The sequence below is a fragment of the Streptomyces typhae genome (assembly GCF_009755605.1).
Taxonomy (GTDB): Bacteria; Actinomycetota; Actinomycetes; order Streptomycetales; family Streptomycetaceae; genus Streptomyces; species Streptomyces typhae.
The window spans coordinates 50,260-72,887 of record NZ_WPNZ01000035.1; the positions used below are offsets into that span (position 1 = coordinate 50,260).

The following is a 22,628-nucleotide window of genomic DNA, read 5'->3' on the forward strand; positions in this document are numbered from 1 at the left end:
GCCCTCTCCTACTCTCCGTTGTCGACGTCGGTGACGGTGCCGTCCTTGATGTACCGGGCGAGGTTGAGCTCGGGGGCGTCGAATCGCTCGCGGACCTCTTCGCCCCACAGGACGCTCTGGGTGCCCTCGTGCTTGACCAGGCCCGGGTTGATGCCGAGCTTGAACCCGCCCGGCAGCGGCTTGCCCTCGCGGTAGGGCAGGAAGTCCAGCGGGCTCTCGCCGTCGGCCGCGTACACCACGCAGTCGGACAGGATCGCGACCGGGTACTGCCCCGTGAACGCCGCGTGCTTGACGATCTTGCGGTGCAGGTTGATGCGCGTGCGGGAGATGACGGCCGCGCGGATGTCGGGCCGCCACGTCGGGCGGGACAGTGCGCGCCACGGCTCGCCTGGCCGCCATCCCTCACCGCGCGGGCGCTCGCGCAGCTTGCCCAGGCCGCCCTTGACCGTCGCCTTGATCGCCGAGACGGCGATCGCCAGCTGAGGGTCGCGGGCCTTGTAGCCGTTCATCGCGGCGAGGAAGTCGGCCGGGGCGAGGTCGGCGTCGACACCGAGGTCGGCCATCGTGGCGAGGTAGGCGTCGCGCAGCCGGTTGTACCAGCCGTCCAGATAGCGGCCGTTCTCGCGCCGCACCCACGCCTCGGTCGGGCGCACCTCATAGCCGAGCTCCTGGGCGTAGGCGACGGTGGGCGTTGCGTACCAGGCCGGGCCTTCGGGGCGCTCGCCCTTCGGCGTGAACGGGGAGGGGAGCAGGCTGCCGTCCAGCTCCACCCACTCCTTGCCGACCTTCACCTTCGACAGGTCGACGTGGGACAGGTCGACCAGCCAGGAGCCGGGCAGCTTCGGGTCGAACACCGGGTTCGTGACGTGCGTCGGGGCACCGAGGCCGACGTTCAAGCCGTTGGCGCCGGCGGCGAAGGCCACGTTGACGTCGATGCCGACCAGGTAGCGCAGGGTGCACTCGGCATCGGTCATCGGCCGCGCCCAGTCGTACGCCTCCTCGAACAGCTTCTCCGCCGGGCCGCGCACGTGGAAGCGGGGCAAATCCTTGAGGACTGGGTGGCCGTCGGGGGCCTCGCAGGGCGCCGGGTCGACCGGGTCCTTGCCCAGGGAGCCGGGGTTGTGCTCGGAGTGCCGCTTGCCGTTCTCGTCGGGCTCGGAGGCGCGGGTCGCCGGGTGCAGTGCGGTCATCAGCTCCAGGCCGGTGACGGCGGTCGATCCGCGCGGCGTCATCACGCGGGAGGCGTACACGCCCAGGGCGCGAGCGAGTTCAGCCGGCGGGAGTTGCCCGGCCTCGCCCCAGTGCCGGGTGTCCAGCGCATGCCAGGACGGGATGCACAGCTGGACGCAGGCACGTTCCGAACCGGTGGCGGGGCGGTAGATCCGCGCCCACGGGCCGAACCCGCGCTTCGTGAGCTTCCAGTCTGCGCGGGCGAGCTGCTTGATGACCTTGTGGCCCTCCGGGATCCGCCCGGCGAGCCGCTCCTCCTCCGTGAGGGCGACGGGCAGGCCATAGCGCTCGAGGGCGGACTCGGTGAGAACGAGCAGCGGGTCGGCGTCCTTGCCCGGGCCGGACAGCTTCGGCTGCCCGAGCCTGGCCTCCTTCAGGGTCCAGTCGACCAGGGAGGGAAGGGACTTGGCGGGCACGTCCAGGACCAAGCCGCCGACGCAGTACGCGAGGACCTGGCCGTCGATGTCGACGTCGACGACTGCGAGCGGTCCGCTCTCGAAGCGCGCGTCCGTGCCGCTCGCCGGGGTGCTGGCCGGGGTCGCCTTCCGCGCGCCCGGGCGGTGCGACATCGACGCGCTCCTGGCGGTACGCGCCGGGCGCGGCGCGGCCTGCTCGGCAACGGCGGAAGCGGGGGCGGTCTGGGTGTTCTTGTGTTCGGTCACGTCCGCAGGCTCGGAAGCCGGGCCTGCGGACAAAGTCTGCCTTTCCGCCGGGGCGGGCTGGCCGGTGAGCATGGTCGGCGTCGGGTCCAGTGCGGCGGCGGGCGCCGGATAGAGCTCCGCGAGTTTGTTCAGCAGCCGCGCGTACGCCTCACGTTCGGGGCCGCGCGGCTCAGTCGTCTTCTTGACCGACTCCCAGCCCGACACCGTCGCCCGACGCACCTTCAGCGCGGCAGCCACCTCGTCCAGCGTCAGCCCGTGGGCCTGGCGCAGCCTCTTGCGCTCCTCCGTCGGCGGCAGCGGAGCGCGGGACGCGACCAGCGCGTCGACCGCGTCGAACAACTCGGACATGGAACACCTCCCGACTGACACGTTACCCAGTTGACCGTACGACTCGCGCAAAGTGCACGTACATATCGCGTACGTTATTCATTTGAAGGCCTCTCTCTGTACACGAGAGTCCAGTGCAGATCTCCTGAGTCTGGGCAGGCCTGCCATGAGCTGAGCAGCCCGGTTGCTGCCAGTTGGTCAAGTAGAGCGGGCAGTTCCGCGAGCGGGACGCCACAGGCGCGCCCTATCTGGTCGAGCTCGCTCAGTCCGCTGCCGGCTTGCGGGTCGGCGTGCGCCGCGAGGTAGGCGCTCGCCAGTTGTGGCAGCGGTCCGGTTGTTCTTGCTGTCGAGGAGGAGCTGGCGCGCAGTGCCCAGTCGGCGGCGCGCATTCGGTCGGGGCGGGCGGGGGCTTGGCCGAGCAGCGCGGCGTCAAGTAGTTCGACTACAACCTCGTTGGCCGCGGTCGCGGGGGTGATGCGCAGCCATCGTGCGTGTTCCAGCTCGCTCCATGGGTCCTGGACAGCGTTGAGGCGGAGGCTGCGCAGCACGCCGTTGGGCAGCCGGACGTGCATTTTGGTGTTCATGCGGAGCGCGCACTGCAGCGCGAGCAGGCGTGCGGCGGCCGAAGTGCTGGCTGGAAGGGCTGCTGCCAGGTAGCTGAGGATTTCACGTACCCGGGTCTGTTCGCCGGGCCCCTTGGGACGGCGTCTGCGCCGCCGGGCGGTTGTCGGGTGCAGCGGTACGTGGGCGAGGACGGTGTCGGGCACTACGGCGGCTTGTGCTGTTGCTGCGGCGCAGGCGCTGCAGGCGTCGGCGAGCCGCCATAGTCGTCCGCCCCTTTCGCGTTTGAGGAGGAGGCGGATAGGGCCGGCGCAGCCGCGGTGGCGGGGGTGCCAGTGGCAGCCGCGTTCATGACATTGGCAGATCCGTAGGTGCGAGGGGAGGAGGTTGCTGCGTGCGTGCCGTGCGAGGTGGGCGAGGGCTGCTGCGCGTGCGGTGGTTGCGGTGATCTGCCCGCTGGTGTGCGGGCATTGCCGGCATACGAGGACAAGCCCGCCGGTGTGCGGGCGCAGTTCCACGGTCCAGGCGCGTGGTGTCGTCGGACATGCTGGATGCAGCCTCATAGGCGCGTGTTCCTCTTTGTCGCGTCCGCGCCGGTCCCGTTCTTGGGTGTGGGGACGGCCGCCCACCGTAGTGCAGACCTCTGCCCTCTCGCGTGCGCCGCCACCTGGGAAAATAGGGCAGAGGTATGCACTGGCAGTGCAGAGGTCTGCACCGTCGGATGGACGGGTGACGATCTTGCCGCCCGATCCGGACCTCACTGCGCTGCGGTTCGAACTCGCGCGCCTGCGGGCCGCCCGCGGGTGGAGCTATGACGAGCTTGCTTCCCGCAGCGGCCTGGCCAGACGCACCGTCATCGAGATCGAGCAGGGTCGCACCATCGGCACGCTGAAGACCTGGCACGCTCTCGCCCACGCCCTGAACACCCCGCTCGACGAGCTCTTTAGCACCCTGTGCCGCGGGCACGACCTGCCCGGCCCGGCCCAGGACTGACTTCCCGCCAGAGCGTCTGCCACAGATCACCCGAACTGGCGAGACCCGATCGAACAAGCAATCAAGCATCCGCACTCCAGTCGCACCGTATGAGGCTGACCGGGCGATCCGGCAGAGCTGCCTGCCGCGGATCCGGCGTGTTGGCTGACAGGTTCGCCCGCATGCGCTCCACACCTCTTCCCCCGGCCCGGCGCTGGGACGGAAGCCCCCTTGCCCACCACGTACGCCGTTCCCTGCACGTCTCCCCAGACGGCGTCAGCCGGCTGCTGCGCTGCGGCCAGGGCGACCGGTGCCGCGAGTGCGGCAACCGGATCGAGTGGTACCACCGCGGCGCCCAGCGGCCAGTCCGTCTCCATCCGCACGAACTTCCGGCCGCCCGGGTGCCCGCCACGTGCCGCTGGCACGTCAGCTCCGGTGTCGCCTACCCGGGCGGAGACGGCAGCAGCTGGTGCCGCCTGCCACACGCCGTCGTCTGTCCCACCCGCGACACTCCCCCGCCCCCGCCCGAGCTGACCGGGCTGTGCCGGTCGCTCGCCGTGAACACCCGCCGCCTGATCGACGCCGGCGCCTTCACCCCTCCCCTGGCCTCCCCGGACAGCCCGGCACCCCAACGGAAGAACTCGGCAGCCTGCCGCCCGGCCCGCCCCGTCGTGCAACTGCTGTACGTGCGCTACCTCGCCACCCGCCCGGTCGACGAGATCCAGTGCATCGCCCAGACCCGGCGCCGCCACCGCTGCACCAGCACCCTGATCTCCCCCGATACCCCCGCCGGCACCTGGAGGCTGGTCCCAGCCACCGCGACGAGCGGGCAGCTGGCCCTGCCCTCCGCGGTCATGGCCATCTACGACCTCAGCGCCATCCCGTACGGCGAGCAACTGCGCTGGCGCGCCCAGCGCTGCCTGCAGCACGCCGCCATCCCCAGGGCCGCCGACCTGGCGGGTGGCCGACTGGGAGCCCTTCGACCCTCTGCGCCACCACGAGCACATCCACAACCGCCTTCCCACCCGCACCCAACGCCCAGGCCCCACCGGCAGGGTGCACGAGGCAGCTCGCCCATGACGCCCTTCCATGCCCTCGAGTTCACCCTGCCCAGGCCCGCCCCCAGGGCGAGCTCCAGCACGCCCGGGCAAGCGTCCGGCCGGCCGCGAACACGGACCGTTCCGGCTGATGGCGGTGCAGAGCGCGCAGCCTGGGCGGTGCCGTGCACGTGCTACGGCACCAACGGGGCACGCGACTGCCGATCGGCATCCTGACCACGGACCACCCCGCCCCCGCCGGCGCGGCCGGGTTCTGCTCGACATCGCCTCTCGGTCCTTTGAGCCGGTGCGGTCCTCCGCCGGGCCGCAGCAGTTCTGGGGCAGCGGCCGCAGGATGTGCTCGGCCGGTGCGTGGCCTCGAACCATGCCCGGCATGAGCGGGAACTTGCCCGGAGAACCGGCTCGAGAGCCTGCTCGCCCACCACAGCGCCGATGAAGCCTGGTCTGTACGGCCCGAATCCTGCCCAGCCGGCATCACCACTGCATCCGGTAGCGCCGTGAGCCCATCCTGGGCGCTGCACCTTGCCGGGACGGCAGCCCACACCGCAGACCTCACTCATCACCCCTCCCCCTTCCAATGCTCTTCTTCTCTTTCGCGGAGCTCTTGTTGCACACGCCCACCGACGAACAGGCGCACGCTGCCGACGTTTTCCGGGCCGGTCACCATCTCGTCCTGCAGGCCGGCGCCGGGACAGGGAAGACCAGCACCCTCGGCCTCCTCGCGGCCGGCACTCACCGCCGCGGCCGCTACCTCGCCTTCAACAAGAACATCGCCCAGGACGCCGCCGGCCGTTTCCCCCGCACAGTGCGGTGCAAGACCGCCCACGCCACAGCCTTCGCCGCCGTCGGCCACCGCTACACCCGCCGGCTCAACAGCCCCCGCCAGCCCGCGTGGAAGACCGGCCAGGCGCTCGGCATCACGCGTCCGGTCCGCATCGGCGCTCACGAGATCGGGCCCCGCGCGCTCTCCCACACCGTGCTGCGCACCGTCACCCGCTACTGCTACTCCGCCGACCGCACCCTGGTCCGCCACCACGTGCCACGGCTGCGCGGCCTGGACACACCCGGCGACCATGCCCGACTTGCCGACGAGGTTATGCCGTTCGCGGCCAAGGCCTGGGCCGACCTGCACAACCCCGATCAGGGTGTGGTCCGTTTCGAACACGACCATTACCTGAAAATGTGGGCCCTGACCGGGCCGGTCCTCGAAGCCGACTTCGTCTTCCTCGACGAGGCCCAGGACACCAATCCGGTCCTGGAAGACGTCTTCACCGCCCAGCGCGGCCATGCCCAACTCGTCATGGTCGGCGACTCCGCCCAGGCCATCTACGGCTGGCGCGGCGCCCGGGACGTGATGACCGGCTTCGACGCCACCCCTCTCACCCTGACCCGCTCCTTCCGCTTCGGCCCCCTGATCGCCGAAGAGGCCAACCGGTGGCTCACCCTCGCCGATGCCCCCATCCGCCTGACCGGCAGCGACACCATCCCCACCGACATCGGCAGCCTCGACCGGCCGGACGCGGTGCTGTGCCGCACCAACGTCGGCGCCATGGCCGAGGTCATGCGCCTGCTCACCGCCGGCCACCGCGTCGCCCTCACCCGGGGTGGCCAGCAACTGGCCGCGCTCGCCCTCGCAGCCCGCGACCTCAAGGCCGGCCGCCGTACCTCCCACCCCGAACTCGTCCTCTTCCCATCCTGGGGGGATCTCCAGGACTACGCCGCCCACGATCCCGCCGGACGCGACCTCCAGCCCTTCGTCGACCTCGTCGACACCCACGGACCCGACGCCATCCTCACCGCCGTCGATCAGCTCACCGACGAACAGCACGCCGATGTCACCGTCTCCACCGCCCACACCGCCAAGGGCCGCGAATGGCCCACCGTCAAAATCGCCGACGACTTCCCCCCGCCCAAGGACACCGACCAGCCCGACGCCCATGGTCAGCCCATTCCGGAACCCGTCAGCGACACCGACGCCCGCCTGGCCTACGTCGCCGTCACCCGCGCCCGCCACCACCTCGACCTCGGCGGCCTCTCCTGGATCAACACCCACCCCACTGCACCGAGCACGGGCTGAAGCCTGCTCAACAGGTAGCGTCACGGCCTGCGCGGGGCTACGCCCGGATCCCCGCCGAGCAGCAGGCCCACCGACCGAAGGAGGCCACCACGATGGCATTCACGCCTGCGGAGCAAGAGGCAATCGCCGCCCACTCCGCCGCTCTCGGCCTGTCCGCTGATGTGTACATCCGTCAGACGGCAGCCGACCGAGCCCTGTCCTGGCAGCGCGAGCAGGAAACCTTCCACGCGATGGCACAGCGACGCGGCTGCACCGTCGACGAACTCGTACAGCGCGGAACCCTCACCGACAACAGCCTCTAACCAGCCCGCGCCCATGGCTGCTGGGGACAGCTGCCACGCGAGAGGTGCGGCTCGTCCGCCAAGACCACTATCGGTGGCTGGCCTGCCGGTTCAGCCCCGTTCGCGTGCTCTGCCTTGCCCGTTCCGCACATGGCACACGCGGATGCAGAGAAGCAGTCGGTGGGCAAGGCTGTCCGGTTCAGAATTCGGTGGAGAATTCATTGCAAGTGAACAGTGTGCAGTTCAACTGAGTCGATGTTGGCTGCTGGTCATGAACACCCTCTTGCCGCCGACGGATGCCCTCGCGGCGACCAGTCGAACCGAGGCGCGCTTCGTCGGCGCTGCCGGAGAACTCCAGCGTTTGCCATGGCTGCACGTCGCGCAGGAGCTCGCGCTCGAAGAGCTGACGCCGGTGCGGGTGTTCCCCGTACGTCGAGAGCGCCGTGTGGCGCCTGGCTGGTGGTGGTCGGCAACCTCCGGACAGCTGGTGCACTACGGGTTCGGGGCGATGCGCACGCAAGTCATGCTGCTGGACCGTGATCCGGATGTGGCTTCTATGGCGTGCAGCCCGGTGGAGTTGGCATGGCTGGGGCGGGGCGGCGAGACCGTTGTACACACTCCGCACTTGATGGCCCGGCTCCAGGATGGAAGCGGTGTGCTGGTCGACTGCGCAGGACGCGACGGGGACTCCAAGCGGCTGAAGGAACGAGCCTCAGAAGTGAGGGCAGTGGTGGAGGCGGCCGGGTGGCGCTATCGCATCGCTCTACCGCCGGAGCCGGTGGTTGCCGCCAATGTCCGGTGGCTGTCGGGGTACCGCCATCCCCGCAACGGAGGCAGCGGCCGGATGGCAGAGATCGCGGCGTGCTTCGCCCGCCCGCGGCCGCTTGAGGAGGGTGTCTCGCAGCTCGGGGATCCGATTGCTGTATGGCCGGCTGTCTTCCACGCCCTATGGGGCGGGGTACTCAATACGAACCTGGAGCTTCCCCTGCACGAGCGGACGATCGTAAGTGCCGCCGCCGAAAGGGTGGCAGCGTGAAACGCGGCATGCTCAGCGTCGGCGATCAGGTGCGCTGGGACGAGCGCACCTGGACTGTTGCGGTTCTCGAGGGAGCCCGGGGGCGGCTGGTCGATGCCGGGGGCGCGGTGGCGGCTGTGTCACTGCCCCACCTGTTCGCCGACCCGCACTTCGAGGTCTGCGGCGCTCCCCGACCTCAGGTGCCGCCGTTCGCGCTGCTCGACGCGCTGCCTGATCCGGTGCGGGAGCAGGCACTGAGCTGGGAGCGGCACGTGCGAGAGGTGGAAACGGGCATCCCTGACCCGGTGGGCGGGACGCCGAGGCCTCGGTACGACCCCGCGGTGCATACCTTGGCGCAGCGGGAGGCGGCCAAGGCCGAGGAACTGACCGCCAGCGGCCTGCCGACGAGCGTGGCTACCGTGCGGCGGATGCGGGCGCGTTACCGGGACCAGGGTGTGTGGGGGCTGGTTGACCAGCGCACCACCCGGCCCAGGTCTGCGGTAGGTCGGGCGGATCCGCGGGTGGTGGACGCGGTCGTGGCGGTGCTTGAGGAGCAGCGGGACAGGTCCACGGGTACGTTGACGCGTCTGCGCGACCAGGTGCGGTGGTTCTTGGAGGATCAGCACGGCCCGGGGGCGGTGGGGGTGCCGCCGCAGTCGACATTCAACCGGCTGGTGCATGCGCTGGCCGATGGCCAGGGCATGTTGGGTACTGCGGCGCAGCGGCGCTGGCATGCGTCGCGGCCGGCGCCTCCGTTCGTGCCAACGGTGGCGTTGCGGCCTGGCGAGATGGTGATGATGGACAGCACTCCATTGGATGTGGTGGCGGTGCTGGCGGACGGGGTGACGGGCCGACCGGAGCTGACGCTGGCTGTGGACGTGGCGACGCGGAGCATCTGTGCTGCGGTGCTGCGGCCGCCGGGTACCAGCGCGGTGGATGCGGCGGTGCTGCTGGCGGAGATGGTGGCGCCGATGCGGATGCGTCCGGGCTGGGACGCGGCGCTGGCACTGCAGCGGTCGGTGGTCCCCTACGAGCGGCTGCTGAGTCTGGACGAGCGGCTGGAGGGAGCCGCTGCCCGGCCTGTGATCGTGCCGGAAACGGTGATCGTGGACCAGGGACGGGTGTTCGTGTCCTCCTCGTTCCTGGCAGCATGCGGGAGCCTGGGGGTGTCGCTGCAGCCCGCGCCGCCAGCGAACGGTCCGGCGAAGGGCCACGTGGAGCGCACGTTCAAGTCGGTCAATCAGCAGTTCTGCCAGTACGTCGTGGGATACACCGGGTCCAATGCCACTGAGCGCGGCAAGGGCGTTGAGGACGAGGCCCGGTGGACACTGGCGCAGTTGCAGGAACTGTTCGACGAATGGCTCGTAGCGGGGTGGCACGCGCGCAAGCACTCGTCGCTGAGGCATCCCCTCCTGCCTCATCTGGAACTGTCACCGATCCAGATGTGGGCCGCACTGGTGGGCGTCACCGGATATGTGCCCGTGCCGCTGGCACCGGACAACCACATCGAGTTGCTGCCGGTGAGGTGGCAGGTCATCAACGATTACGGCATTCGCTTCGACTACCGCACCTATGACGGCAAGGCACTCAACGGGTACCGGCGACGCCGATCGGGCAGCTCTGCCAGGGGCGAGCGCTGGGAGGTCCACTACAACCCTTACGAACCGGAACGGATCTGGGTGCGGCTGCCGGACGGCTTCGTGGAGGTGCCGTGGATCCATGCCACCCAAGTGAACATGCCGTTCACCGACTACACCTGGCGGCACATCCGCAAGACAGTAGCGCGCACCGCGGACCGCGACGCGCACGAGCTCGCCCTGGCCCGCGCTCTGGACGCGCTGCTCAAGCGAGCGGGCGCCAGAGAAGGCACACGCCGCGAGCGCACGGTGGCGGCTCGCGCCTCTGCCACTGCATCTGTCGCCGTCGGCGGTCCGACAGCCGGGACTGCAGAGGAGTCTTCGCCTCCTGCCTTCGTAGCGGACGTCGGTGAGAGCGGACAGCTCGATCGCGACCCGGAGGAGCCGTACGACGACCTTGACGGTTTCGACGAAGGCGAAGACGGCAACGACACGTCGTCCGGTGACGTGCGGCGCTACACATCCCGACTGCTGAACCCCTATGCGGAGGCCGACCAGTGGCTCTAGCAGATTTTGCTCCGGATGTTGATGATGCGTTCGACCCGGTCAGCACCTGGGTGGGCTGGCAGCGCTACGTCGATAGCGCACCGGCCACAGCGGTGGCCGATGACTCAGGCTGGAGCCGGGAACAGCGGCTGGACTACCACTCGCAGTTCGTCGTGGTGGCGACTCCCGCCATGGAGAGGGTGTCGATACAGCTGCAGCGGATGCTGCTGGTCAACCGCCGCCACCGCGGCACCGCGAGGCGCGGGCTGATCGTCTCCGGGCCTCCGAACACCGGCAAGACCACCACGCTCATGGAACTGGGGCGGATTTTCGAGCTGACGGACCGGCGCAAGCATCCGGGTGGTCAAGACCGGCTTCCGGTGGCCTTCGTTTCCGTACCGCCTGCGTCGACCCCGAAGATGCTGGTCACCGAATTCGCCCGGTTCCTGGGCCTGCCGGTCTTGCAGCGCATGAACCAGGCAGCAATCACCGACGCCGTCTGCGCGACGCTGTGTGAGCTGCGCACCCAGCTCATCCTGGTCGACGACATCCATCTGCTCGACACCCGCACCCGTTCCGGTGCGGAAACCTCGGATCAGATCAAGCACCTGGGCGAGCGGATCCCGGCCACCTTCGTCTATGCGGGCGTCGATGTGCATGACTCGCCACTGCTGATCGGGCCGCGCGGGCAACAACTCGCGGGACGTTTCAAGCTGCTGCGCAACGACCCACTACCCTACGGCACCGCAGCGCAGCGCGATGTCTGGCAGGAACTGGTCCGTGACCTGGAGGGCGCGCTACGGTTGCGGAACCACCGCCCGGGGGCGCTCACCAGACAGGCCGCCTACCTGCACCGCCGCACCGCAGGAGTGATCGGCAGCCTGTCTCACCTGCTCCGAGAAGCCGCCGTGACGGCCATCATGGACGGGACCGAGACCATAACGAAGAGCCTGCTGGAGGATCTCGAGCTGGACATCCGCGCAGAGCAGCAGCTGCTCGCCCCCGTGCCGGCGCAGCGCCGCGCTACTGCCAAACGCGCCGGGAATAAGCGTTGACCCGCCCCTCCAGCAGCGCCCGCGGTCTGGAACCGGATCGCCTTTGCCCGCGGGCGCCCGTTCACGGACATCGGGAGCACTGCCCGTGACCGTACCGCCAGCACGCGGGCCGTCGTCCCTGCTGTTTCCCTCCTTCCCGTGCGCGGCAGGCGTACGGCCGCTGCTGCGTGAGACCACACTGTCCTTCGTCGAACGCCTGGCCAGCCGCTTTGGGGTCTCGGCTGCCGACGTGATCGCAGAGTTCTTCGCCTCCGGCAACAAAAAGCCCATGCCCTCGCTGACGGCCGACGGCGAGGTGTACTTCAACGCCGAGGCCCGGGCACGCTTCGCCACCCTGTCGCGAGTACCGCCGGAGCATCTGCGCCGGGCCCTGCCTGCCTGGACCCGGTTCGAACCTGCAGGCCGCTACGACACCGGTCCCGCAGTCACCTTCTACAGCGCCGGCTCCATCTCGCCCACCGGCACCGCCTGCACACGCTGCACCGCCGCGCGTACTGGACGAAGCGATCCGGCGCGCTTGTATATGGCGGCGCACCGGCGCCTCTGCGTTCGCCACCAGATGTGGCTGCCTGGCACGCAGGACGTACCTGATCAGAACTCAGGCCGCAGCCAGCTGAGCCTGGCCCAACTGCCCGAGACCGTACAGGCCCTCGGCCGCCACACGGCGCTGCTACGCCGCCGGGAGCATGCCGCAGACGCCTACACGGTCGCGCAGGCCATCATCGCCACCTGGTGGGATGCCGCCCGGCCTGAGGAAACCACCTGGGCGCGGCGGCTGGACAGCCTCGCCCGCGCCAACCCCGCCGCCGAGCTTTGGTCCCGTGCTGCCCGGGACGCGGTCACTTACCCCGACACCGTCACCCTCGCAGGACTGCTGGCCAGCCCCTTCTGGCAGCACCAGGTCCTGGCCGACACCGGCAGGCACCGGCCGCACGTTCCCGCTGACACGCCATCCTTCATCCGCGAACTCGCCCTACGGCTAGGACGACCCTGGCTCGCCGGCGTGCTGGCCGACAGTGATTCCGGGCCGCTCACCGCGTGGCTCCAGGCATGCTGGCGCTCCCGCGCCGGTGAACGCGAGCGCACGGTGAGCATGTGGCGGGTCGCGCCCGCCTATCGCACCCCAGCCTCTTCCGGCTGCAATCCGGACCGGCCCTCTCGAACCGCAGGCACCGCGGACGAAGCAGAAGCGGATGCCGACGGCGACACCGCACAGGGGTTCGCCCGCGGCCTCGCCCTCGCCCGGACCTTCGCCGCCAAGCACGGACACCTATGTATTCCCTACCGGCACGAAAAGGACGGGTTCCAACTCGGCCTGTGGCTGTCCAACCAACGCGCCACAGGCCCTCAGCTTCCCCCCGAGCGCAGCCGGGCTCTGTCCGACCTCGACCCGTGGTGGAATCCCCCGTGGAGTACGCTGTGGCAGCGCATATACCTGCGCGCACGACGGCTGCCAGGCTCAGGCGTCACACCCGAGCAGGGCTTCCCCGGCACCAGTGAGAATCTCGGCACCTGGCTATACCAGCAGTGCCAGAACTACGACAGTCTCCACCCCCAGCAGCGGAAACTGCTGACCCAGATCGGCATCACCGCCGAAACGGCCTGCCGCGCACGGCCGCGTCGCCGCAACATCGCTGAAGCCCGCGACCAGGGACTGGACCACGCCCGCTCCTACTGGAAGCAGCACCAGCACCTGTGTGCCAGCGCAGCCGACACGCACGACGGCTTCCCCATCGGTCAATGGCTGTCCAACCTCCGCGTACGGGCCAGACGCGGCAGACTCGACCCCGCTGTCGCACTACAACTGGACGCAATGGATCCGTGGTGGGCACCGCCTTGGTCCTCCGACTGGCAACGAACCTGCTACACAGTGCGCAACCTCGTCGGCTCCGGTCACACCGTCGCTCCAGAAAACGCCTTCACCGCCTTTGACGACGAACTCGGCCAATGGCTGTACACCCAATGCGTGACCTATCCCGGCCTGGCCGTGGAACAGCGTCAGCAACTCGCGGCCGTCGGCCTGACCGAGCAGGCTGCCGCAACCGCCCGGCCCGACCCCGCCACCGACAGCCCGTCGCTGGAAACGGGACTCCACTACGCCCACTCCTACGCGGCACTCCACGGCGACCTCAACACATCGCCATCCGACCGTCACCAAGGTTTCCCCATAGGCACCTGGCTGAGCCGCCAACGGCGACAGGCCAACCTCCACACCTCCAAGTTCACCTCTCCCTACCCAGCCGACCCGCTCCTGACCGCCATCGACCCATGGTGGAACCCACCGTGGAACGCACACTGGCAGATCAACCACCGAGCAGCCCGCAAACTCGTCGAAGACGGCCTCGACCTCCTCCCCGAGCAAGGCTTCCCGGGCACCCCCGACTGGACTGGGCAATGGCTCTACACCCAATGCGTCGGCCACCCACACCTCCACCCCGGGCAACAGCAAAAGCTGGCCCAGCTCGGCATCACCGCCGCCGACGCCCGCACCGCACGGCCCCGCCGCGTCACCCAGCAAGCCTCATTCGACATCGGCCTTGACCACGCCCGCTCCTACGCCGCCCGGCACGGACACCTCGCCGTACCCACAAGCGAGAGCCACGACGGCTACCAGCTCGGAAGATGGCTCGCCGACAAACGCAAACGGGCCACCAACGGCAGACTCCCCCGCAACCGCGCCGACGCGCTCAACGCCATTGACCCCTGGTGGAACCCGCCCTGGGGCCTGCCATGGCAAACCGCTTACCACACCGTCAAAGCCGAGAACCACGGCCGCACCCTGAATACGGCGGCAGGTTTCCCCGGCCTCCCCCCAGACGCCACCAGATGGCTGCTCACCCAATGCATCAACTACGACGACCTCCACCCAGGCCAACAACAACTCCTCACCCATCTCGGCATCACCTCGAAGGACGCACACGCTGCCCGGCCCCAGCAGGAAACACGCAGGCGCCCCCGAGCCGGCGCCAACCGCCCACGCCCCACCACCGTCTCGTCATCCATCGACGGCGGCTTGCCCTACGCCCGCTCCTACGCACACGCCCATGACGGCCTCGGCACCGCCCACTACGACACCGAACACAACGGCTTCCCCCTGGGCTGGTGGCTGTACGAGCAACGCAAACGCGCCAACGCCCATGTACGCCGCACCGGCCAACCCTGGCCCCACGAACACGCACTCGCAGCACTCGACCCCTGGTGGAACCCGCCCTGGAGAATCAGCTGGCAACACAGCTACACCGGTCTCCGCTCCGCTCTCACCGAAGACCAGCACCCGTCAACAAGCCAACGCCGCTGGCTCACCACTCAGCACACGAACTGGCACACACTCCACCCCGACCAACGCACGCTCCTGACCGCCGCCAGCCTCAACCCCACGAACGAGCACCCGCCAGGGACCCATCCAAAATGAGCAGCAACCAAGAGACCTGAACACCAGCCACAATCAGCATGAAGCCGCATGTCCAAGCCACTATGCCGCCTTCATGCCCGCAACCGGCCCTCAACACGCAACTCCCGTAGTGACAACCAGCTATCTGAACACCCCAGCTCAGACAGCTACCAGACACACATGATCACTGGGCGCGGACACGTGCATCACCTTCCACCACCGGACCATCGAGGCACAGGCGTACGCGGAAGGGCTGGAGCGCGTCGCGGCCAAGCTGCACGCCGACCAGCCTGAGACCTACCCGAAGCGCATCTGGGCGGACTGGCTGTGCGGCGAGCACGTCCCCGAACGCCGACGGGAGGTTCTGGGTTCTTTCGGGTCGACGGCGCAGCGAGCTGTGCTTTCGAACTGTCGTGTTTTGGGCGAGGGCGTCGACATCCGCGCGGTGGACTCAGTTGCCCTGCTGGACCCCAAGGGCGCGCCGCACGACATCGTCCAGGCCATCGGCCGGGCACTCCGCCAGAAGCCCGGACAAGGCAAACTCGCCTCCTTGATCGTGCCTGTCTTCCTCCAGCCCGGAGAAATGCCCGAGGATATGTTCACCTCGGGATCGTATCGGCCCCTGGTGAAAGTGCTTGAGGGTCTGCGGGCCCATGATGAAGAGGCCGTCGAGTTGCTGGCGATTCCGCAGGAGCCTCAGAAGGACGTCGCGCAACCGTCCGTGAACATCGGCTCTGCGCCCGAGGAAGGCGAAGACGAATCCCGTCTCCTGCTCCGTTTCGCCGCCCCACGCGACCCGGTGATGGTCGCGGACTGGGTCTCCTTCAACGTCATCGACACCGAGCGCCAGGATTGGGCCCGCGGCTGGGCGAAACTGAAGACGTACGTCCAGCGAGTCGGGAACGCCAGGGTGCCCTACGGACACCGCGAAGGTGCGACACCACTTGGACAATGGGTCGCAGAACAACGACGCGCCTACACAACCGGACAGATGACCGGCCAACGCGCGAGGCGACTCGAACAACTCGGCATGGTCTGGTCCCCGGCGGATGAACGCTTCCAGGAAGACCTGGAAGCGGCCCGCGCCTACTACCAGGAGCACTGGACGCTGTGCGCTCCAAGGTCGGCGAAGATGCTGGACCGGCCGGTAGGGCAGTGGCTTTCGAATTTGCGACGGCCCGGTGCGCTGGACGATCGCCCCGAGTGGAAGGCGGCGCTGGAAGCCGTCGACGAGGACTGGAACCCAGCCTGGCCAGCAGAGTGGCAACGCCACTACGCCGCACTCCGCGAGCTCGTACGCGACGAAGACGGCCAGGCCGACGTCCTGCCTGGCGTGACCTGCCACGGGATGGACATCGGACGATGGCTCATGAAAAGCCGTCAGCCCGCCGTCTGGCAGGGGCTGATGGACGGGCAGCGCGAACGCCTGGAGCAGCTCGGCATCACACCGCTCACCCCGCCCGTGGAGCCGGAAGGGCCCGAGAGGCCATCCAAGACGCCCGTAAGGGCCTTCGAGAAGGGCGTGGCGGCCCTCGCCCAGTACAAGGCCCGCGAAGGCTCCGTGACCGTCCCCAGGGCTCACACAGAGCGGCTGGAAGACGGAACCGAGGTCCGACTTGGGGTATGGATCATGAACCAGAAAAGCCGCCGCGCAAGGCTCACCACCGACAGACTCGCAGCGCTCGCCAATCTCGGCGTCGACTGGGTGTGACGGCGAACGAGGAAGCGTGCCGTTTTCAGCCGGCGTTGCGCTGTAGATGGGTCACGGAGGCGGAGGTGGGGCGGTGAGATAGAGCGCGAGTTGGGCTTCAAGATCCGCGACGCGTTTGTCCAGGAAGCGGTTGTTCTGGCGGGCGCTGGCCAGACGATCTTGGAGGCGTTGGTTGTCCTGGGTGAGCTGTCGTGCCTGCTGCTTCAGGCTGGTGTTCTCGGTGACGATCCGCTGAAGTGAGCCTTCTGGGAGATCGTGTTCGAGGTCGCGGATCTTGCCAAGGAGTGCTGCGATGCGGGTGCGCTGACTGAGAATTTCGCGCTGTGCCTGAGCAAGTGCCTCTTCGGCATTGAGGGCGCGCTCTGTCCAGGCAGGCTGTGTGGGCTGCCTGCAGCTGCGGCTGTTGGAAAGTCCGGGGTGAGTGCTGCTTGTCCGGGTGACTTGCTCCACAAGGGCTCTGGCCTGCTGGTTTTGGTAGAGGAAGGTGCGTGAGACGCGGGCGGTACGGGCAAGGGCTGCGATGGTGATGGGCGTATGGTCGCGTGCCATGGTCTCCATGGCGGTCTGGAGGCGTTGAAGCATCTCGTGGGTGGTTTGGCGGCGGGCCTGTACAGCCGCGTCGGTGCGGGAAGTCCTCATGGCTGCCCTGTGGTGTCGTCGGGGGCCGGCAGTGCTGCGAGGTCGCGGGCGCGGAAAGCAGTGCTCCAGGTGCGGTGGAAGTAGTCCTGTGGGCGTCGCAGGTCGAGGGCGAGGGCTTCGTCGAGGATGCCGAGGGCGGCCAGTACCTGCTCGAGTCCTTTGATCGCCTGGGCGGTGGGTTCGAAGACGGTGTGGAGGTAGTCGGCGGTCGCGTCATCGGGGGCATTCTCGGCGATGGAGCGCCATTGTTCGGCTTTGCGTCGCCAGTAGAGGAGGTCTGCGCCGGAGAGGACGAAGTTGTCGCAGTTCTCGCAGTCGAGTTTCCAGGGGCAGGCTCCGCCGTCGACGACAGGTTGGTAGGTGCAGAACCCGCCGTCGGCGGGGGTGCTACGGCGGGAGAGGTCCAGGGCCAGGGCGAGGGCTGTGTCGCGGTCCATTGGGGTGGTGTCGCCGGAGAGGAGTTCGCCTGGGTGGGGTGCGCCGGGCCCGGCTACCCAGACGGTGTTCAGGACGTCTTCGAGGTCGCTGTTGGTGATCTTCACGTAGTGCTCGGCCATGCGTTCGGAGAGCTGGCCGAGGTAGCGGCGGATGTGGGTGAGCGTGGCGCCGGCGCGCAGCAGGTTGGTGGCCAGGAACGAGCACCAGCTGGGCTGTGGGGCTGACCGGGAACCTAATCTCATGAGCGCCCTCCAGACCGAACCCTCGGTAGGCATCCTCTGGTGTCTCCGGGCGCCAAAGCACTAGAGGTGCGTCCGAGGTGAGGAAGATCGGCTTGCGGCTGGTCTCGAGTCGCCAGTGCCGAGCACGGTAGTGCGGGATGCACACCTGGACAGAGTCGAGCGTCACAGCGACCGCTTCATCGTGGGTGGGGTCGTTGCCGCCATTCATCACTCGTGTGCCGTGGTAGTAGTCCCAGGCTCCCTGCGCTTCGGCTGCCCGTGGCGGGTGGCCGAGATGCTTGCGGGTGAGGTACTCGGTCATCAGCTCCAGGTCGACCTCCCGCCCGTTCGCGTACGCGGTGACGTTGCGTCCGAAGAGCGGGCCCGTGCGCTTCCGCGGGGTCCGGGCCATCTGAACAGCCAGGTAGAGGCAGAGCAGCTCGCGGTCGTCGGTGCCGACGGCCGGAGGCATGCCCGTCTCGTCTATTCGGCGCAGGGCGTCAATCCCCTGCCCTTCCAGGCGGCTGAGCTCATGCTCGATGGCCGTGGAGGGCATGCCGTTGTCGTCGGTGATCGTGTAGAAGCCGGTCTCCGCCGCGACGTTCTTGACGTTTGCGAGGTGCGTCTTCGGCGGGCACCGGCGCCTCACCCTGACCATGTCGCCTCGCCCGAATCGTGCCAGGTAGCTCTGCGGCACGTAGTGGTGAAGTTTCGGTGCAGACACACTGCTCAGCGTAAGCGGCTCGCCTTCGAGTAACTACGCATTTTCGTGGGCCTTCAATGCGCCACCCGTGAGTACCAAGCAGCTTGCCCGCCCTTGGCAGCCAGCCGGCCCCCTCTCCTCAGCGACGGAGGCCCCGGTGAAGGGGTCGGCTGCGTGCTGGACCAAAGTTCACATGGGACCGCGCACCCTGGGCCGGTGAACGTCTGACCGCCCACAGCGACGGGCCGCACGGAAGGCTCCGTGCGGCCCGTCGCTGTGGGCGGTCAGGCGATGACGCCTGCAATGAACACGATGAACGCTCCCACGCCGAAGCAGACAAAGGAGCACTGCACATAACGATGCTTGCGCCAAGCGATCTCGCTCATCTTGATGAGCTGCTGGCTGAGCACCGGCAAGACGTCGGTGTGTTGCAAAGCAGTCGCCAGTTCTCCAACCTCGCGGTGCCGAAGGTGCCCGAAGTAGATGAAGTGGTTGGGTGCTTCCGCTTCCAGATCCTTGGACGAGCGGAGCCGTGGAACGACCACCAGCATGGCCAAGAACCCCCCGACCAGGATGATGATCGTTCCAATCCACAGCGGGACCCGTACGCCCCAGCCGTGGAGATCGGCGAACAGGCGGTCATCTCCTGACAGCGCGATGATCCCGGCCGTGGCAGCGGACTCGAGTGTGAGGGCGAACGACGCCTTGGCGTCGACTCGAGCCGTCCATTCTCCGAGCGCACCGTGGATCCGCCAGGTGGTGTCCACCGCCTCGGGCGGGCCGCTCACAGGCTCCACCGGTAACTGGAACGGTAAATCCTCATCTGTTCACCGCCGACTTCGGCATTGCGGGCCTCCCACATGTCGACCCCCTCGGAGAGCTTCGAGGCCTCGTTGAGCATCTTGTAGACGTCGGCAGTGATATACGTCCTGTACTGACCCGGCTCACGAATGTCGCTGAGCTTGGCGGCCACATTCGGGGCCCGTCCGATCGAGACGAGGTCACTGCTGTCTCGGACTCCTGCTCGGGCGATGAACGCCTCACCAGACGCGATCCCGACCGACATCCGCGGCACGAACCCGTCGCGCTCAAGATGCGGCAACTTGGTGTACAGGGCCAGCTGCACGATCTCCTGCATCGCCGCGTTGATCTGCAGGGCCGCTTTCACGGCGCTCGAGTTCTTCGAGTCTCCGATGAAGATCCCCATGACCCGGTCGCCGTCGTAGCTCCGGATCTCACCGCCTTGCCGCTTGATGATCGTGGAGGCTGTCCGTAGCGAAGCCCGAATCACCTTGCCAGCAGTCTCAGGGCGGAAATCGCGCGCCAGCTTCGTCGATCCCAGGAGGTCGGCGTAGAGGTAGACGGCATTGAGATTCACCGCGTCATTCGAGTACAGCTTGACGTCGTCCGTCCCCGGCACCACCTGCCCGTCGCGGGTTGTCCACGGTGTACCTACCAGCTTGTCCACGTCAGACCGAATGTCATCTCCCAGTGACATAAGCCCCTCCTGTCCCTATCTGAACGTTGCAGGGAACGTAGCAGTAGATACTGACAATCTGCGGGCGTTCGCCAACCCTCGCATGCAGGCCGGCCCCCCTCCGCTCCTCCAGTGCTCCTGGAAGGGAGCTGGAGACCGTCTCCTAGACGACCTCGAGTTCGTGTGGGGGCCGCGCATCCGCCTCAGCCGGTGAGCAGCCGGAACGAGCAGCGGGGCCGGGCAGGGTGATCCTGTCCGGCCCCGCTGTCGTCGGTCAGCGGCGCAGGCGCGAGAGCCAGCCGGTTGCCTTCTGCTCGGGCACGGCCGGCTCCTGCTCCTGGTCGCGCTCCTCCTGCCGGGGGCTCACCCTTCAGGCCCGGTCCTCGGCCTCGAACCGCTGGTCGCAGTCCCCACACAGAGACGGGTGCTTCGCTGGGGAAGCAGTCCAGCCAACGCGCTTGGTCGCCTTCCATCGTTCGTCGGTGAACGCGGCACCACACCAGGTGCAGAGGGGACGCTGGGGTTCCTCCCAGAAATCGTCCGGCGCTGCCTCGTTGCGTACCGGCTCCTGGCGCTCCTGCGTGCCAGCCGTTGGGCTGACGGCGGTGCCGGCCTTCTGCTTGCAGCTGTCGCACAGGTGCGGGTGGGAGTCCTTCGAGGTGCCCCAGTCCGTCGCCTGTGCCACCCTCCACCGTTCGTCGGTGAACTTCGCCCCGCAGCCGGCACACACGGGACGGCGCGCCTCACGCTCGGCTGCCTGCTTCGCGGCCTGCTCCTGCGCCGCGCGCTGCACCTTCGCCTGGTACTCCGCCTGCGCACGCGCGGTCTCTTCCCGGGCGCGGGCGTCGGCCGCCTCGCGACGGGGATTGCCGATCGCTTCCCACAGGTGCTGCTTGTGGTCGCGGCCGAAGCGGAGGAACACGGCGCCGGCCGGACCGTGCTCGCGCAACTGGTTCAGGCCGGTCGCGATGATCGGGAGCCGCCCGTCGTAGTGGTGGTGCCCGCCCTTCTGCCGCTGGCCCTGCCACAGGTGCCGGGTGAGCTCCATGAGCTGCGGGACGGTGCGGTTGGGGTTGCGCTCACCGATGCGGTTGAACACCAGCAGGACGGGGGGGAACGTCGCGTCGCCGGACCAGGTGTCCGGAGCGCTCCAGCGGGTGCGCCACATCGGACGCTCCTTGCCATCGGTGTCCTTCACCTTCCGCAGGAAGAACCGGACATACTTCTGCAGCTTGTCGGCGAGCTCCTCGGCGGTCTCGTGGCAGTTGTCGACCTCGATGAACAGCAGCGGCACCCGGTCCTGCGGGGCGGTCAGGACGATGTCGGCCTGGGCGCCGCCCTTGCCGGGCGCGTTCCAGGTGCCGGTCGCGGGCAGCGCGACCTCGGTCCAGTACGAGGCGATTGTGCCCACGCCGCGCGGTCCGTCGACGGCGGCCTGGGCGGCGGCCTGGACGTGCGGCGGGTCGACGGTGAGCCTGGCCATGTTCGGCTTCGGGCGCAGCATCGCGATCACCGTTTCGTTGACGGCCATCGGGTGGGAGGCCCCGCTGGAGCCCGCGCCGCGCGCGGTGGAGCCCATCTCCGTCACCGGCCGGTTCAGCTCGTAGGAGGCGGCCAGAAGGCCCTTGGGGGTCAGGTTCCGCAGGGCGTCGCCGGTCCCGGTGGAGCCGCCGTTCTCGGAAAGGCCGTGCCCCCGCATGTCCGAGAGCGCGGCCGTGTGCGAGGCGGTCCGGGCCTGCTTCTGCTTCGACGGGGTCTCCTTGTCGGCGTGCCGGAACGTCAGATGCGGAGCGCCGATCCGCTGGATCTGATCCGTCGTCGCGACCTTCAGCGCCCCGAGCACGCGCAGCACGTCGCCGCGGTAGCTGTTCGTCGACCCCGCCGGGTTGGTCTTCCTCTTCCCCGCCATCAGCCCTGCTCCCGCGTCGCTCGTGACCGGCCGCCGGCCGACCGCCGCCGCTGGCCGCGCCCGGCCGGGGAGGGCGTCCGGGCCCCCCGGAACCCGATGCTCTCCTCCAATGCGGACATCAGGAGGAGAGAAGAGGGTTGTGACGGCGCAGTTTTCGCGCCGATTCGCGGCCTGACAAGGGGTTTCTCTCCGGCCTGGGGTGCCGGGCACCAAAGGGGGTTCCAAAGGGGCCTTCGAAGGGGGCGCCCAGGGATCCCCCTTGGGCCTGCCCGCCGGGCGCCAGCCTTCCGGTGTGATCGGCCCGAGCGGTGCCGCTGCCCAGCCCCCGGGTGGGTGCTCGTCATCGTCTCGTCCTCTTCGCTGCCCCAGCCGGGGTGGTCGGGGTGAAGGAGCAGCGTGCACGGGCCCCCCTTGTCCGCGGTCTAACCGTGACCAGGTCAAGGAGAAACACGGCAGCGGACGGGGCGGTAGCAGAGGTGGACAAGGGGGCAGGGCCGGATTCGCGGTCGGATCGACCCTGCCGGACAAGGGGGCCCGGTTTGACCCTTGCGGCCCCGATTCATCCGGTTCAGTTCGGGAGGGAGAAATCTCTGGCCTCTGTCCACAGGGTGATCGTCCGAGGCTGCTGGGAGTCGTCGTGATCCGCACGGCGGCACCCAGTTGAGGAGGCTTCCATGCCGTACCTGATCCCGACCCGTACGCCGCTGACGCCCGAGCAGGTGGAGCGGGGCTTCGACTACCTCCTGGCGCTGCAGACGGGCGGCGGTACCTACGCCGC

17 protein-coding genes are annotated in these 22,628 nt (G+C 68.6%); 9 read left to right on the forward strand and 8 right to left on the reverse strand.

Annotation, left to right across the window (positions count from 1 at the left end; all coding sequences use genetic code 11):
* Positions 1 to 8 precede the first annotated feature (8 nt).
* On the reverse strand, positions 9 to 2,240 hold the full coding sequence (tap, locus tag GPA10_RS39185; RefSeq protein WP_058846733.1) for a telomere-associated protein Tap: 2,232 nt from the start codon (positions 2,238 to 2,240) through the stop codon (positions 9 to 11).
* A 74-nt stretch (positions 2,241 to 2,314) separates the two neighbouring features.
* Positions 2,315 to 2,986 carry a hypothetical protein gene (locus GPA10_RS39190; RefSeq protein ID WP_241844871.1) on the reverse strand — a complete coding sequence of 224 codons (672 nt, stop codon included), beginning with the start codon at positions 2,984 to 2,986 and terminating at the stop codon, positions 2,315 to 2,317.
* Positions 2,987 to 3,509: 523 nt separating this feature from the next.
* Here GPA10_RS39190 and GPA10_RS39195 point away from each other — a divergent pair.
* From GPA10_RS39195 to GPA10_RS39230, 9 genes are all read left to right on the forward strand, one after another.
* Positions 3,510 to 3,773, forward strand: coding sequence for a helix-turn-helix transcriptional regulator (locus tag GPA10_RS39195; protein ID WP_058846732.1), 264 nt, complete (start codon positions 3,510 to 3,512; stop codon positions 3,771 to 3,773).
* 161 nt (positions 3,774 to 3,934) lie between these two features.
* Entirely contained in the window at positions 3,935 to 5,026 is a 1,092-nt protein-coding gene (locus GPA10_RS43190) for a DUF6083 domain-containing protein (protein ID WP_246260543.1), read from the forward strand.
* A 391-nt stretch (positions 5,027 to 5,417) separates the two neighbouring features.
* Positions 5,418 to 6,887 carry a UvrD-helicase domain-containing protein gene (locus GPA10_RS39200; RefSeq protein ID WP_058846731.1) on the forward strand — a complete coding sequence of 490 codons (1,470 nt, stop codon included), beginning with the start codon at positions 5,418 to 5,420 and terminating at the stop codon, positions 6,885 to 6,887.
* 92 nt (positions 6,888 to 6,979) lie between these two features.
* Positions 6,980 to 7,189 (forward strand): hypothetical protein, encoded by a 210-nt coding sequence (locus GPA10_RS39205; RefSeq protein WP_058846730.1) that lies wholly within the window; start codon positions 6,980 to 6,982, stop codon positions 7,187 to 7,189.
* A 250-nt stretch (positions 7,190 to 7,439) separates the two neighbouring features.
* The gene (locus GPA10_RS39210) at positions 7,440 to 8,204 is read left to right on the forward strand and encodes a TnsA-like heteromeric transposase endonuclease subunit (RefSeq protein WP_157169582.1); all 765 of its coding nucleotides are present in this window, start codon (positions 7,440 to 7,442) and stop codon (positions 8,202 to 8,204) included.
* A gap of 8 nt (positions 8,205 to 8,212) precedes the next feature.
* Positions 8,213 to 10,327 carry a Mu transposase C-terminal domain-containing protein gene (locus GPA10_RS39215; protein ID WP_058846729.1) on the forward strand — a complete coding sequence of 705 codons (2,115 nt, stop codon included), beginning with the start codon at positions 8,213 to 8,215 and terminating at the stop codon, positions 10,325 to 10,327.
* Positions 10,318 to 11,361, forward strand: a complete 1,044-nt coding sequence (locus GPA10_RS39220) for a TniB family NTP-binding protein (RefSeq protein ID WP_343041821.1) — start codon at positions 10,318 to 10,320, stop codon at positions 11,359 to 11,361. The genes GPA10_RS39215 and GPA10_RS39220 overlap by 10 nt, the downstream gene beginning before the upstream one ends.
* Positions 11,362 to 11,446: 85 nt before the next feature.
* Positions 11,447 to 14,773 carry a Helicase associated domain protein gene (locus GPA10_RS39225; RefSeq protein ID WP_157169584.1) on the forward strand — a complete coding sequence of 1,109 codons (3,327 nt, stop codon included), beginning with the start codon at positions 11,447 to 11,449 and terminating at the stop codon, positions 14,771 to 14,773.
* Positions 14,774 to 15,077: 304 nt separating this feature from the next.
* Positions 15,078 to 16,463: a helicase associated domain-containing protein gene (locus GPA10_RS39230; RefSeq protein WP_425505891.1), complete on the forward strand. Its 1,386-nt coding sequence runs from the start codon at positions 15,078 to 15,080 to the stop codon at positions 16,461 to 16,463.
* 51 nt (positions 16,464 to 16,514) lie between these two features.
* Here the strand turns inward: GPA10_RS39230 and GPA10_RS39235 are convergent, their stop codons facing one another.
* The 6 genes from GPA10_RS39235 to GPA10_RS39260 all read right to left on the reverse strand — a co-directional run bounded on the left by GPA10_RS39235 (position 16,515) and on the right by GPA10_RS39260 (position 21,850).
* Entirely contained in the window at positions 16,515 to 17,102 is a 588-nt protein-coding gene (locus GPA10_RS39235) for a DUF6262 family protein (RefSeq protein ID WP_246260545.1), read from the reverse strand.
* A complete protein-coding gene (locus tag GPA10_RS44235; RefSeq protein WP_198351843.1) occupies positions 17,099 to 17,539 on the reverse strand; it encodes a hypothetical protein in 441 nt (146 codons plus the stop codon). The genes GPA10_RS39235 and GPA10_RS44235 overlap by 4 nt, the downstream gene beginning before the upstream one ends.
* Positions 17,490 to 18,419, reverse strand: a complete 930-nt coding sequence (locus GPA10_RS44240; RefSeq protein WP_425505892.1) for a DUF4238 domain-containing protein — start codon at positions 18,417 to 18,419, stop codon at positions 17,490 to 17,492. The genes GPA10_RS44235 and GPA10_RS44240 overlap by 50 nt, the downstream gene beginning before the upstream one ends.
* Positions 18,420 to 18,748: 329 nt before the next feature.
* On the reverse strand, positions 18,749 to 19,252 hold the full coding sequence (locus tag GPA10_RS39250; protein ID WP_198351844.1) for a Pycsar system effector family protein: 504 nt from the start codon (positions 19,250 to 19,252) through the stop codon (positions 18,749 to 18,751).
* Positions 19,249 to 19,932 (reverse strand): adenylate/guanylate cyclase domain-containing protein, encoded by a 684-nt coding sequence (locus GPA10_RS39255; protein WP_157169586.1) that lies wholly within the window; start codon positions 19,930 to 19,932, stop codon positions 19,249 to 19,251. The genes GPA10_RS39250 and GPA10_RS39255 overlap by 4 nt, the downstream gene beginning before the upstream one ends.
* Positions 19,933 to 20,311: 379 nt before the next feature.
* Positions 20,312 to 21,850 (reverse strand): replication-relaxation family protein, encoded by a 1,539-nt coding sequence (locus GPA10_RS39260; RefSeq protein WP_157169587.1) that lies wholly within the window; start codon positions 21,848 to 21,850, stop codon positions 20,312 to 20,314.
* Positions 21,851 to 22,628: the final 778 nt, after the last annotated feature.